Annotated in this window: 15 protein-coding genes; 8 read left to right on the forward strand and 7 right to left on the reverse strand. The window is 48.4% G+C overall.

Annotated elements, in window-relative coordinates; all coding sequences use genetic code 11:
* Position 1 precedes the first annotated feature (1 nt).
* The 3 genes from D9734_RS14630 (at position 2) to D9734_RS14640 (ending at position 3,857) form a co-directional block, all read left to right on the forward strand.
* Positions 2 to 580 (forward strand): CoA pyrophosphatase, encoded by a 579-nt coding sequence (locus D9734_RS14630; protein ID WP_064529235.1) that lies wholly within the window; start codon positions 2 to 4, stop codon positions 578 to 580.
* Between the two features lie 183 nt (positions 581 to 763).
* Positions 764 to 2,128: an L-serine ammonia-lyase gene (sdaA, locus tag D9734_RS14635; protein ID WP_130208430.1), complete on the forward strand. Its 1,365-nt coding sequence runs from the start codon at positions 764 to 766 to the stop codon at positions 2,126 to 2,128.
* A gap of 130 nt (positions 2,129 to 2,258) precedes the next feature.
* Positions 2,259 to 3,857, forward strand: a complete 1,599-nt coding sequence (locus D9734_RS14640; protein WP_130208432.1) for a cyclic diguanylate phosphodiesterase — start codon at positions 2,259 to 2,261, stop codon at positions 3,855 to 3,857.
* 3 nt (positions 3,858 to 3,860) lie between these two features.
* Here the strand turns inward: D9734_RS14640 and yoaE are convergent, their stop codons facing one another.
* Together yoaE and D9734_RS23745 are read right to left on the reverse strand one after the other, a co-directional pair.
* Positions 3,861 to 5,417 carry a CNNM family cation transport protein YoaE gene (yoaE, locus tag D9734_RS14645; protein WP_130208434.1) on the reverse strand — a complete coding sequence of 519 codons (1,557 nt, stop codon included), beginning with the start codon at positions 5,415 to 5,417 and terminating at the stop codon, positions 3,861 to 3,863.
* Positions 5,405 to 5,563, reverse strand: coding sequence for a hypothetical protein (locus D9734_RS23745; protein WP_276319693.1), 159 nt, complete (start codon positions 5,561 to 5,563; stop codon positions 5,405 to 5,407). Before D9734_RS23745 ends, yoaE begins: the two co-directional genes overlap by 13 nt.
* 314 nt (positions 5,564 to 5,877) lie before the next feature.
* On the opposite strand from D9734_RS23745, the gene manX reads away from it, so the two are divergent.
* From manX to mntP, 5 genes are all read left to right on the forward strand, one after another.
* Entirely contained in the window at positions 5,878 to 6,849 is a 972-nt protein-coding gene (gene manX, locus D9734_RS14650; RefSeq protein ID WP_130208436.1) for a PTS mannose transporter subunit IIAB, read from the forward strand.
* A gap of 62 nt (positions 6,850 to 6,911) precedes the next feature.
* The gene (gene manY / locus D9734_RS14655; protein ID WP_064529241.1) at positions 6,912 to 7,712 is read left to right on the forward strand and encodes a PTS mannose transporter subunit IIC; all 801 of its coding nucleotides are present in this window, start codon (positions 6,912 to 6,914) and stop codon (positions 7,710 to 7,712) included.
* A 12-nt stretch (positions 7,713 to 7,724) separates the two neighbouring features.
* Positions 7,725 to 8,576, forward strand: a complete 852-nt coding sequence (manZ, locus tag D9734_RS14660) for a PTS mannose transporter subunit IID (RefSeq protein WP_130208438.1) — start codon at positions 7,725 to 7,727, stop codon at positions 8,574 to 8,576.
* A 54-nt stretch (positions 8,577 to 8,630) separates the two neighbouring features.
* On the forward strand, positions 8,631 to 9,089 hold the full coding sequence (locus D9734_RS14665; RefSeq protein ID WP_130208443.1) for a DUF986 family protein: 459 nt from the start codon (positions 8,631 to 8,633) through the stop codon (positions 9,087 to 9,089).
* A gap of 416 nt (positions 9,090 to 9,505) precedes the next feature.
* Positions 9,506 to 10,072, forward strand: a complete 567-nt coding sequence (gene mntP / locus D9734_RS14670) for a manganese efflux pump MntP (RefSeq protein WP_001353153.1) — start codon at positions 9,506 to 9,508, stop codon at positions 10,070 to 10,072.
* Here the strand turns inward: mntP and rlmA are convergent.
* The 5 genes from rlmA to mgrB form a co-directional block, all read right to left on the reverse strand.
* Positions 10,069 to 10,878, reverse strand: a complete 810-nt coding sequence (gene rlmA, locus D9734_RS14675; protein ID WP_130208445.1) for a 23S rRNA (guanine(745)-N(1))-methyltransferase — start codon at positions 10,876 to 10,878, stop codon at positions 10,069 to 10,071. The two genes, mntP and rlmA, sit on opposite strands and share 4 nt — an antisense overlap.
* A gap of 167 nt (positions 10,879 to 11,045) precedes the next feature.
* On the reverse strand, positions 11,046 to 11,255 hold the full coding sequence (cspE, locus tag D9734_RS14680; protein WP_001062678.1) for a transcription antiterminator/RNA stability regulator CspE: 210 nt from the start codon (positions 11,253 to 11,255) through the stop codon (positions 11,046 to 11,048).
* A 39-nt stretch (positions 11,256 to 11,294) separates the two neighbouring features.
* Complete coding sequence (locus tag D9734_RS14685) at positions 11,295 to 11,411, reverse strand: DUF2627 domain-containing protein (RefSeq protein ID WP_064529246.1); 117 nt, start codon at positions 11,409 to 11,411, stop codon at positions 11,295 to 11,297.
* A gap of 664 nt (positions 11,412 to 12,075) precedes the next feature.
* Positions 12,076 to 12,363, reverse strand: coding sequence for a YebO family protein (locus D9734_RS14690; RefSeq protein WP_130208447.1), 288 nt, complete (start codon positions 12,361 to 12,363; stop codon positions 12,076 to 12,078).
* A 74-nt stretch (positions 12,364 to 12,437) separates the two neighbouring features.
* Positions 12,438 to 12,581 (reverse strand): PhoP/PhoQ regulator MgrB, encoded by a 144-nt coding sequence (gene mgrB / locus D9734_RS14695; protein WP_130208449.1) that lies wholly within the window; start codon positions 12,579 to 12,581, stop codon positions 12,438 to 12,440.
* Positions 12,582 to 12,690: the final 109 nt, after the last annotated feature.

Consider the following 12,690-nt stretch of genomic DNA (forward strand, 5'->3'; position numbering starts at 1 on the left):
CGTGGAATACCGTGGCCTGACGCTTGATGATTTTTTATCGCGATTTCAACTATTGCGTCCGCAAATTAACCGGGAAACCTTAAATCATCGTCAGGCTGCCGTGTTAATCCCCATTGTCCGCCGACCGCAACCAGGCTTGCTGCTGACTCAGCGTTCCATTCATCTGCGCAAACATGCTGGACAAGTCGCATTCCCTGGAGGTGCAGTCGATGACACGGACGCGTCAGTTATCGCCGCTGCGCTGCGTGAAGCCGAAGAAGAGGTCGCCATACCGCCTTCAGCCGTTGAGGTTATCGGCGTGTTACCCCCTGTCGATAGCGTTACGGGCTACCAGGTCACTCCCGTGGTTGGCATTATCCCGCCTGATTTACCGTATCGCGCCAGTGAAGATGAAGTCTCCGCAGTATTTGAAATGCCGCTCGCCCAGGCGTTACATTTGGGCCGTTATCATCCTTTGGATATCTACCGCCGTGGCGATTCGCATCGGGTATGGCTTTCCTGGTACGAACAGTATTTTGTATGGGGAATGACCGCAGGCATAATTCGTGAACTGGCGCTGCAAATTGGTGTGAAACCCTGACTATACTTATCTTTACATCTACAAAACACTACTTGAGACAATCATCGCAATATTAGTTAAATCGCGGTTTTTGATTAGTTTAATTCATGTGAATAGTTAAGCCTGTCGCCGCGTTCCCTCTTACACTATGCGCTGTTATTAGTTCGTTACTGGAAGTCCAGTCACCTTGTCAGGAGTATTATCGTGATTAGTCTATTCGACATGTTTAAGGTGGGGATTGGTCCCTCATCTTCCCATACTGTAGGGCCTATGAAGGCGGGTAAACAGTTCGTCGATGATCTGGTCGAAAAAGGCTTACTGGATAGCGTTACCCGCGTTGCCGTGGACGTTTATGGTTCACTGTCGCTGACGGGTAAAGGCCACCACACCGATATCGCCATTATTATGGGTCTTGCAGGTAACGAACCTGCCACCGTGGATATCGACAGTATTCCCGGTTTTATTCGCGACGTAGAAGAGCGCGAACGTCTGCTGCTGGCACAGGGACGGCATGAAGTGGATTTCCCACGCGATAACGGGATGCGTTTTCATAACGGTAACCTGCCGCTGCATGAAAACGGCATGCAAATCCACGCCTATAACGGCGATACAGTTGTTTACAGCAAAACTTATTATTCCATCGGCGGCGGTTTTATCGTCGATGAAGAACATTTTGGTCACGATGCCGCCAACGAAGTCAGTGTGCCGTATCCGTTTAAATCCGCCACCGAGCTGCTGGCATACTGTAATGAAACCGGTTATTCCCTTTCCGGTCTGGCAATGCAGAACGAACTGGCGCTGCACAGTAAGAAAGAGATCGACGAGTATTTCGCTCATGTCTGGCAAACCATGCAGGCATGTATCGATCGCGGCATGAACACCGAAGGCGTATTGCCTGGCCCGCTGCGTGTTCCGCGCCGTGCGTCTGCCCTGCGCCGTATGCTGGTTTCCAGCGATAAACTGTCTAACGATCCGATGAATGTCATCGACTGGGTAAACATGTTTGCGCTGGCAGTTAACGAAGAAAACGCAGCGGGGGGGCGTGTGGTAACTGCACCGACTAACGGTGCTTGCGGCATCGTTCCGGCAGTGCTGGCATACTATGACCACTTTATTGAATCGGTCAGCCCTGATATTTATACCCGCTACTTTATGGCGGCCGGAGCGATTGGCGCACTGTACAAAATGAACGCGTCTATTTCCGGTGCGGAAGTCGGTTGCCAGGGCGAAGTGGGCGTTGCCTGTTCAATGGCTGCGGCGGGTCTTGCAGAACTGTTGGGCGGTAGCCCTGAACAGGTTTGCGTGGCGGCGGAAATTGGCATGGAACACAACCTTGGTCTGACTTGCGACCCGGTTGCAGGTCAGGTTCAGGTTCCGTGCATTGAACGTAACGCTATTGCATCAGTGAAGGCGATTAACGCCGCGCGGATGGCTCTGCGTCGTACTAGTGCACCACGCGTCTCACTGGATAAAGTCATCGAAACGATGTACGAAACAGGAAAGGATATGAACGCTAAATATCGCGAAACCTCACGCGGTGGTCTGGCGATTAAAGTCCAGTGTGACTAATACTTTATCCTCGCCCATCTGCAACGGATGGGCGAATTTATCCTCGCTTTCTCGTCTGCTGTAATTTTCCCCACTACACTTCCACTGTTGCGTCAGGCGTTTGTCGCCATACGCTTACCGGGTGGCCCGCATGCAAAAAGCACAACGGATCATTAAAACCTATCGCCGTAATCGAATGATTGTTTGTACGATTTGCGCACTCTTTACGTTTGTGGCAACACTGAGCGTGCGATTTATTTCACAGCGGAACTTAAATCAGCAGCGGGTAGTGCTCTTTGCCAATCACGCCGTTGAGGAATTAGACAAAGTCCTGCTTCCACTTCAGGCGGGTAACAACGTACTGCTTCCCCTGATTGGACTCCCCTGCTCAGTCGCCCATCTCCCCTTACGCAAACAGGCGGCAAAACTGCAAACTGTACGGTCAATTGGCCTGGTGCAAGACGGCTCGCTTTATTGTTCCAGCATTTTTGGTTATCGCAATGTTCCTGCTGAAGATATCCAGGCTGATTTACCCGCGCCGCAGCCCCTTTTACGCTTAACTACCGACCGCGTATTAATTAAAGACAGCCCGGTATTGATTCAGTGGACACCTTTACCGGGCAATGGTCGAGATGGTGTGATGGAGATGATCAACATCGACCTGTTGATGGCAATGTTGCTGGAGCCGCAATTACCGCAAATAAGAACGGCCAGCCTGACGGTAGCCGATCGCCATTTACTCTATGATGATGGTCTGGTTGATTCTTTACCTCCGCTTAATGGCAATGAACGTTACCAGGTTTCATCGCAGAATTTTCCTTTTATCATCAGCGTTAGTGGACCTGGTGCGACAGCCCTGGCGTTGCAATATCTTCCCAGCCAGTTTCCACTAGCGGTACTGTTGAGTTTACTGGTGGGGTACATCGCATGGTTGGCCACGGCCCATAGAATGAGCTTTTCACGCGAGATAAATCTCGGGCTGGCGCAGCGCGAATTTGAGTTATTTTGTCAGCCCCTGCTCAACGCGCGCTCGCAGCAATGTATTGGTGTAGAGATATTGCTGCGCTGGAATAATCCGCGTCAGGGATGGATCTCGCCGGATGTTTTTATCCCCATTGCGGAAGAACATCACCTGATAGTGCCACTTACCCGTTATGTGATGATGGAAACCATCCGTCAACTCCACGTTTTTCCAATGAGCAGCCAGTTCCACATCGGCATTAACGTCGCCCCCAGCCATTTTCGCCGTGGCGTATTGTTAAAAGATCTCAATCGTTACTGGTTTAGTGCTAACCCGATTCAGCCACTAATCCTCGAAATTACCGAGCGCGATGCCTTACTGGATGTTGATTATCGGATTGCCCGCGAACTGCATCGTAAAAACGTCAAACTGGCGATTGATGACTTCGGCACCGGCAACAGTTCGTTTTCCTGGCTGGAAACGTTACGTCCTGACGTGCTGAAAATTGATAAGTCATTTACCGCAGCTATCGGTTCTGACGCGGTTAACTCAACGGTGACCGATATCATCATCGCGCTGGGGCAAAGACTGAATATTGAACTGGTGGCAGAAGGTGTGGAAACGCAAGAACAAGCGAAGTATTTGCGCCGTCATGGCGTGCATATTTTACAAGGGTATTTGTACGCGCAACCCATGCCGCTGCGTGATTTCCCGAAATGGCTGGCGGGCAGCCAACCGCCGCCCACCCGGCATAATGGGCGCATCACACCCATTATACCGTTACGTTAACGCTTACTCGTCTTCATCGTGCGCCGGTTGCTCTTTAACAATGCGAACCAGATCAACACGATAATCATTGGCTTCTACGATGGTGATATGCAGCGGTCCAACATCGATCACGTCGCCTGCGCGAGGAATGTGACCATTTGCCGAAATTACCAGACCTGCAACCGTCGCAATATCATCATCATCGGTAAGGTGCTCAACATCAAGCGCCTGCTGTAAGGCATGTAAGTCTGTACCACCTTTTACCAGCCAACCGTCGCCATCGATAACAATTTCCGGCGTTTCATCTGCATCCGGGAACTCACCAGCAATGGCTTCCAGTACATCCAGCGGCGTAACCAGACCTTGCACCACACCAAACTCGTTGGTGACGATAACAAAACTACCGCGAGCACGACGCAACACGCCCAGCAGGTTGATCGGGTCGAGGGTTTCCGGAACGATTATCGCCGGAGAAGCCGAAGCAATTGCCGTCACGTCGACACCGACTTCCAGTGCCACCAGCAGTTCTTTGGCACGCACGATACCGATGATTTCATCCAGCTCACCACGACACACCGGAAACAGGCTGTGCGGTGAAGAGAGCAGTTGCTGGCGGATTTCATCAACGCCAAGGTTAGCATCTACCCAACTGATCTCACCGCGTGGCGTCATAATGCCGCGCAGAGAGCGTGACGCCAAAGTCAGTACGCCGTTAATCATATAACGCTCTTCTTCGGCAAAGGCACCTTCTGGAACCGGAATTGGCACTGGGTTATCGGCATCGTGTTGAATGCTTGCCTGACGTTTACCCCCCATCAAACGCAGAATGGCATCGGCGGTACGCGCACGCAGCGGTAAGGTAGACTGATGACGAATAAAGTTACGACGCGCAATCTGGTTAAACACTTCGATGATGATCGAGAAACCAATTGCTGCATACAGGTAGCCTTTTGGAATATGGAAACCAAAACCTTCAGCTACGAGACTCAGACCAATCATCAACAGGAAGCTCAAACAGAGCACTACAACTGTTGGATGCTGGTTAACGAATCGCGTCAGCGGTTTCGATGCCAGCAACATAACTGCCATCGCAATCACTACCGCAGCCATCATTACCGGTAGATGGTTGACCATCCCTACGGCAGTAATCACTGCATCCAGCGAGAAGACAGCGTCAAGGATGACAATCTGTGTGACGACCACCCAGAAACTGGCATAACCTTTACCGTGACCAGAGTCATGATCGCGGTTTTCCAGCCGCTCATGCAACTCGGTTGTCGCTTTGAACAGCAAGAATATCCCCCCGAACAGCATAATCAGATCGCGCCCGGAGAAAGAAAAATCCATTACGGTAAATAGTGGTTTGGTCAGCGTGACCATCCATGAAATCAGCGATAACAGCCCCAGGCGCATAATCAACGCCAGTGACAGCCCCAACAAACGCGCTTTATCACGTTGTTTCGGCGGCAGTTTATCGGCAAGGATGGCGATAAAAACCAGGTTATCGATACCCAGCACGATTTCAAGGACGACAAGCGTGAGCAGCCCCGCCCAAATCGAGGGATCCATTAAGAATTCCATGACAAGCTCCTGCTTAAGGAATAGCTAATCGGCGCCAGAAATAATGCAGGCGAAACGAGAAAATACAAACAAAAGGTGCGGCAAAAAATGCCAGTAAGGCAGGCGCTATATGGCCTGATGCTGAAGTGACGTCGGTGACGATCCATACTGCGGGCTGCAGCCCTATACTCCTTGGTTGTTAAACGGGAGTTAAACATATCAGAGAGATCTCTGATTTGGCAAAGATTTACCTTCCTTTGCAAATGAATGTGACAACATTTTTACTCTTTCGGAATTTTGTCAATTCAAAGTTAATTTACGGATCTTCATCACATAAAATATTTTTTTCGATATCTAAAATAAATCGCGAGGCACAGGGGGTTTCTGGTTGTAGCCCTTATCTGAATCGATTCGATTGTGGACGACGATTCAAAAATACATCTGGCACGTTGAGATGTTAACAATAATAAGGAGGTAGCAAGTGACCATTGCTATTGTTATAGGCACACATGGTTGGGCTGCAGAGCAGTTGCTTAAAACGGCAGAGATGCTGTTAGGCGAGCAGGAAAACGTTGGCTGGATCGATTTTGTTCCTGGCGAAAATGCCGAAACGCTAATCGAAAAGTACAACGCTCAGTTGGCAAAACTCGACACCACTAAAGGCGTGCTGTTTCTCGTTGATACATGGGGAGGCAGTCCGTTCAATGCTGCCAGCCGCATTGTCGTCGACAAAGAGCATTATGAAGTGATCGCAGGCGTTAACATTCCAATGTTAGTGGAAACGTTAATGGCTCGTGATGATGACCCAAGCTTTGACGAACTGGTAGCACTGGCCCTAGAAACAGGCCGCGAAGGTGTGAAAGCACTGAAAGCGAAACCAGTTGAAAAAGCAGCACCTGCCCCCGCCGCAGCGGCACCGAAAGCGGCTCCTGCACCAGCAAAACCGATGGGACCAAACGACTATATGGTAATTGGCCTCGCGCGTATCGACGATCGTTTGATTCACGGTCAGGTTGCTACCCGCTGGACCAAAGAAACTAATGTCTCCCGTATCATCGTAGTTAGTGACGAAGTGGCTGCGGATACCGTTCGTAAGACACTGCTCACCCAGGTTGCACCTCCCGGCGTAACAGCGCATGTAGTTGATGTCGCCAAAATGATTCGCGTCTACAACAACCCGAAATATGCGGGCGAACGCGTGATGCTGTTATTTACCAACCCGACAGATGTTGAGCGTCTCGTTGAAGGCGGCGTGAAAATCACCTCAGTCAACGTCGGTGGTATGGCATTCCGTCAGGGCAAAACTCAGGTGAATAACGCGGTTTCGGTTGATGAAAAAGATATCGAAGCGTTCAAGAAACTGAATGCGCGCGGTATCGAGCTGGAAGTCCGTAAGGTTTCCACCGACCAGAAACTGAAAATGATGGATCTGATCAGCAAAATCGATAAGTAACGTATTGTGTTGATTATCACTCAGTTTTCACACTTAAGTCTTACGTAAACAGGAGAAGTACAATGGAGATTACCGCTCTTCAAATTGTGCTGGTATTTATCGTAGCCTGTATCGCAGGTATGGGATCAATCCTCGATGAATTTCAGTTTCACCGTCCGCTAATCGCGTGTACCCTGGTGGGTATCGTTCTTGGGGATATGAAAACCGGTATTATTATCGGTGGTACCCTTGAAATGATCGCGCTGGGTTGGATGAACATCGGTGCCGCTGTTGCACCTGACGCCGCCCTGGCTTCTATTATTTCTACCATTCTGGTTATTGCTGGTCATCAGAGCATCGGTGCCGGTATCGCGCTGGCAATCCCTCTGGCAGCAGCAGGCCAGGTGCTGACCATTATCGTTCGTACTATTACCGTTGCCTTCCAGCACGCTGCGGATAAAGCAGCTGAAAACGGTAACCTGACGGCGATTTCATGGATCCACGTTTCGTCTCTGTTCCTGCAAGCTATGCGTGTGGCTATTCCGGCCGTTATCGTTGCGCTTTCTGTTGGTACCAGTGAAGTTCAAAACATGCTGAACGCCATTCCGGAAGTGGTGACCAATGGTCTGAACATTGCCGGTGGCATGATCGTGGTAGTTGGTTATGCGATGGTTATCAACATGATGCGTGCTGGCTACCTGATGCCTTTCTTCTACCTCGGCTTCGTAACCGCAGCATTCACCAACTTTAACCTGGTTGCTCTGGGTGTCATCGGTACCGTTATGGCGGTGCTCTACATTCAGCTGAGCCCGAAATATAACCGTGTCGCCGGTGCGCCAGTTCAGGCTGCTGGTAACAACGATCTCGACAACGAACTGGACTAACAGGTGAGCGAAATGGTTGATACAACTCAAACTACCACTGAGAAAAAACTCACTAAGAGTGATATTCGTGGCGTCTTCCTGCGTTCTAACCTTTTCCAGGGTTCATGGAACTTCGAGCGTATGCAGGCGCTGGGCTTCTGCTTCTCTATGGTGCCGGCAATTCGTCGCCTCTACCCGGAAAATAACGATGCCCGTAAACAGGCGATTAAACGTCACCTCGAATTCTTTAACACCCAACCGTTCGTGGCGGCGCCAATTCTGGGCGTAACCCTGGCGCTGGAAGAACAGCGTGCTAACGGTGCAGAGATCGACGATGGTGCAATCAACGGTATCAAAGTAGGTCTGATGGGTCCGCTGGCAGGTGTAGGCGACCCAATCTTCTGGGGTACGGTACGTCCCGTATTTGCAGCGCTGGGCGCCGGTATCGCGATGAGCGGCAGCCTGTTAGGTCCGTTGCTGTTCTTTATCCTGTTTAACCTGGTACGTCTGGCAACGCGTTACTACGGCGTAGCATATGGTTACTCCAAGGGCATCGATATCGTTAAAGATATGGGCGGCGGCTTCCTGCAAAAACTGACGGAAGGGGCGTCTATTCTCGGCCTGTTTGTCATGGGGGCATTGGTTAACAAGTGGACACATGTCAATATCCCGCTGGTCGTCTCACGCATCACTGACCAGACGGGTAAAGAGCACGTTACCACTGTACAGACCATTCTTGACCAGTTAATGCCGGGCCTGGTACCGCTGCTGCTGACCTTCGCCTGTATGTGGCTGCTGCGCAAAAAAGTGAACCCGCTGTGGATCATCGTTGGCTTCTTCGTCATCGGTATCGCTGGTTACGCTTGCGGCCTGCTTGGACTGTAAGACTGTTGTACACTACCGGGGCCTTTTGGCCCCGTTTTTTTATCTGGAGGATTAATGACAATCACGGAACTGGTGCTGATTCTGTTCATCGCCGCACTGCTTGCCTTTGCGATATACGATCAGTTCATTATGCCCCGCCGCAATGGCCCCACCCTGCTGGCAATTCCTTTGCTGCGGCGCGGTCGCATCGACAGCGTTATCTTCGTCGGGCTGATTGTCATTCTTATCTACAATAATGTGACCAGTCATGGCGCACAAATTACCACCTGGTTATTAAGTGCTCTGGCGCTGATGGGTTTTTATATATTCTGGATCCGCGTTCCGAAGATCATCTTTAAACAGAAAGGTTTTTTCTTCGCCAATGTCTGGATTGAATATAGCCGGATAAAAGCAATGAACTTATCGGAAGATGGTGTCCTGGTTATGCAATTAGAACAGCGTCGGTTGTTAATCCGCGTTCGAAATATCGACGATCTGGAAAAGATTTATAAACTTCTTGTTTCAACTCAATAGGTTATATCTTTAGCCAAAGCTATGTTAAGTGTGTTTTTAATAACCAGACATAGCTTAGGCTATATTATCTCTTCGATCATTTGTTATTTATTTTAACGTTTCATTTATATATAAATCTAAATGAAAATCGTTATCAATGAAGTAATGAAATAATATATTCCAACAGTTGTTTTATATTCTCAAAATATGTTAAGGTTGCGCCCTCATTTGGGGAGTAGCCGATTTCCAGACTCCGGAAATGTACGTGTCAACATACTCGTTGCAAAACGTGGCACGTACGGACTGAACATTTTCAGTCAGGCGAGACCATATGCACATCAATCGCTATGCCTGCATGAGCGCCTCTTGTCGTTCATGTGTGCATGTTTGCGGGGGGCGAAGATGTGTTTTATGGATACCCCGGTCAGGACGTTGTCATGAATATCACTGCTACTGTTCTTCTTGCGTTTGGTATGTCGATGGATGCATTTGCTGCATCAATCGGTAAAGGTGCCACCCTCCATAAACCGAAATTTTCTGAAGCGTTGCGAACCGGCCTTATTTTTGGTGCCGTCGAAACCCTGACGCCGCTGATCGGCTGGGGTATGGGCATGTTAGCCAGCCGCTTTGTCCTCGAATGGAACCACTGGATTGCGTTTGTGCTGCTGATATTCCTCGGCGGGCGAATGATTATTGAGGGTTTTCGTGGCGCAGATGATGAAGATGAAGAACCGCGCCGTCGACACGGTTTCTGGCTACTGGTAACCACCGCGATTGCCACCAGCCTGGATGCCATGGCTGTTGGTGTAGGTCTTGCCTTCCTGCAGGTCAACATTATCGCGACCGCATTGGCCATTGGTTGTGCAACCTTGATTATGTCGACATTAGGGATGATGGTTGGGCGCTTTATCGGCTCAATTATTGGGAAAAAAGCGGAAATTCTCGGCGGGCTGGTACTGATCGGCATCGGCGTCCAGATCCTCTGGACGCACTACCACGGTTAATTTGTTCGCTGCCAGAGGTGAATATTAAAGTCCGTCTGGCAGTCGAATACTTCTTTTGCCGCCAACGTTTGCCAGACATCAGGCTTCGCACGCCAGGCAAACGGCGTCATCTGCAACAATGCAACAGCTTCATCGCCGCGAAGACGCATCGGATACCGCAGTTCATCGCTCTGCTGTAATGCAAAACCTTCCAGTTGTTCAGTATGGGGGGCATGCAGAAGTACTTCGTCGTAAATCAGCCCTTTCAACTCCATTAAATGTCGTGGCCCTGGAGTAACGGTAATTACCCACCCTCCTGGTTTGACGACACGCGCTAACTCTTCTGCTTTACATGGCGCGTAGATGCGAATAATGGCATCCATACTGGCATCGGCAAAAGGCAGACGGTGGCTGGAAGCGACACAAAAGGTAACCTGCTTATAGCGTTTCGCCGCAGCTTTAATTGCGACCTTAGAGACATCAAGACCAAAGGTTGTCACTACTGGCAAGGCATCGGCAAAAGCATGAGTGTAATACCCTTCCCCACAGCCAATATCCAGTACCGCTGTTGCGTGCTCATTAAGACATCCACGCAATTGAGCGACTATCGCATCACGAAGCGGCTGGTAATGACCGGCATCTAAAAACGCACGTCGCGCCTGCATCATTTCCGCGCTGTCTCCAGGATCGCGGGATCGTTTATATTGAACGGGTAGCAGATTGACATATCCCTCTTTCGCCATATCAAATTGATGCCGCTGCGGACAGATATAGCTATTTTTTTCAAGAGATAGAGGCTGGTGGCAAAGTGGACAGGAAAACGACATGAAAACTCCGGCGGGATACTAAATGCCGCAAGTGTAACGCGAATCGCGCTGCGGGCAAATATTCGAAGATCGTAAGGGAGCATTAAACAAAGTAAAAAGCCTCGCTTTTTCGACGAGGCTTTATAGCGAGATTGAAGTGCGTTAACACTTCAGATCAGTGAATTCGATCAGATAGCGGTTACGTTAACAGCTGCCGGACCTTTCTGGCCGTCCTGAATTTCGAACTCAACGTTCTGGCCTTCGGCCAGAGTTTTGAAGCCATTACCCTGGATAGCGGAGAAGTGTACGAACACATCTTTGCTGCCATCAGCCGGAGTAATGAAGCCAAAACCTTTAGACTCGTTGAACCACTTAACCTGACCTTTAATCTTTGCCATTTGAAAAATTCCTTAGATTGTTTTCTTCGCCCGCAGGCATTACAGAGATAAAACTGACACATTACTGCTTGAGGCACTAATATAAGGTTCGGCAGAGAAGCGGTATTCAACGACAACGTGTTTACTCAGGACTTCTTTACTGAAAATGCCACACATAAACAGAACTGTACCTCGTTTAACCCAAAGCTGTTATCACATACAACGTTAATTATGGCAAGCCATTTTTAAACATGTCTCGATCAGCTGCACAAATCTCGATGCGCCTTCCACTTTTTTTGCACATTTATGCAACGAACTGCGTGTCGATATATCGAGACACTTAAGCATACCAGTACAAACAGATGCCTGAACTGATGTGGTTTCTAACATAGTTCAATAAGTTCTAATCTTCCAGTTCAGAAATACAATTTAATTCCACAATGTGTGTGATATCACTTTTTATACTATGTAATGATAAAGTGTTATATAACTTTATCTCATAAAACAGTCAGTTAACAACATACATAGATGCAATGCCGATGCCATACTCAAAGCATATTAATAATGTAAAATAAGAAAAAATGATGAATGATAAAAAATGAGAAGAGAAACGTTTCGCTTATAAACAATGCTGTAATTAATCAATATTCCGATGCAAACATCCCAATCAGCAAGTACAAAAAATAACTTTTTCTGATGTCAAAATAAATGAATAAATAACAGATAAAATAATCAAAATCCAATAAAGGATTAATTTTAATCAATTGCATCATTATAGTGCATGTAAGAATGATGAGATGAGTAACCCATCAACACAGGGTTACTCAAATTGCAGGAAGGATTACCGTTCTGCTACCAGACGAATAATATCTTCATCTTCACCCGTTTTTTGGTTCTCAGTAACCTTTTCATCGGCTTTTTCAGGTTCGTTAGCTTCGCACAAGCGGCGTAACAGTACATTCTGCCGTTTTTGCTGATCCAGCAATGCCTCAAGCAGTTCAATCTGTTCGTTAGTCCGGGAACTGGCACGGTTGATGAAAAACCACAAGATGAGCCCAATAATAAGAACTACTACCGATACAACCAAAGACGCAATGTTCATCACGCCTGAATTTACAACTTCGTTCATTTAACCACCTCTAAGTAGAGGCGCCATTTTACCACTGCTACGCAGGAAGGAAATCTACTGATGAAAAAATGATATCACCATGGGATGAACTGATTGATGGCACAAATTCCGCTGAAAAATTGCACATCCTGATCGCACATTATGTTGAATACCTGCATCCATAGCAGCAAGAAAGCCAGCACAGCGGCAACCAGAACGACCCATCGAAACTTTTTCACTCCAATCTCCGTTTAACCTATCTTCTGCCTTTAAACTATCATGCGTTAGTTAAACAACGTCTAACCATGTCGATATTCGTGCTTTTTCGGAATGATACGCTTGCTTCAG

It is taken from the genome of Escherichia sp. E14S1 (assembly GCF_004211995.1).
Taxonomy (GTDB): domain Bacteria; phylum Pseudomonadota; class Gammaproteobacteria; order Enterobacterales; family Enterobacteriaceae; genus Escherichia.

Excerpts from the sequence above, each read along its gene's own strand:
- mntP (WP_001353153.1), top strand. The coding sequence starts at position 9,506 with ATGAATATCACTGCTACTGTTCTTCTTGCGTTTGGTATGTCGATGGAT.
- D9734_RS14685 (WP_064529246.1), bottom strand. The coding sequence starts at position 11,411 with ATGTGTGGCATTTTCAGTAAAGAAGTCCTGAGTAAACACGTTGTCGTT.
- manZ (WP_130208438.1), top strand. The coding sequence starts at position 7,725 with ATGGTTGATACAACTCAAACTACCACTGAGAAAAAACTCACTAAGAGT.
- D9734_RS14640 (WP_130208432.1), top strand. The coding sequence starts at position 2,259 with ATGCAAAAAGCACAACGGATCATTAAAACCTATCGCCGTAATCGAATG.
- yoaE (WP_130208434.1), bottom strand. The coding sequence starts at position 5,417 with ATGGAATTCTTAATGGATCCCTCGATTTGGGCGGGGCTGCTCACGCTT.
- D9734_RS14690 (WP_130208447.1), bottom strand. The coding sequence starts at position 12,363 with ATGAACGAAGTTGTAAATTCAGGCGTGATGAACATTGCGTCTTTGGTT.
- D9734_RS23745 (WP_276319693.1), bottom strand. The coding sequence starts at position 5,563 with ATGGATCGTCACCGACGTCACTTCAGCATCAGGCCATATAGCGCCTGC.
- cspE (WP_001062678.1), bottom strand. The coding sequence starts at position 11,255 with ATGGCAAAGATTAAAGGTCAGGTTAAGTGGTTCAACGAGTCTAAAGGT.
- D9734_RS14665 (WP_130208443.1), top strand. The coding sequence starts at position 8,631 with ATGACAATCACGGAACTGGTGCTGATTCTGTTCATCGCCGCACTGCTT.
- rlmA (WP_130208445.1), bottom strand. The coding sequence starts at position 10,878 with ATGTCGTTTTCCTGTCCACTTTGCCACCAGCCTCTATCTCTTGAAAAA.
- manY (WP_064529241.1), top strand. The coding sequence starts at position 6,912 with ATGGAGATTACCGCTCTTCAAATTGTGCTGGTATTTATCGTAGCCTGT.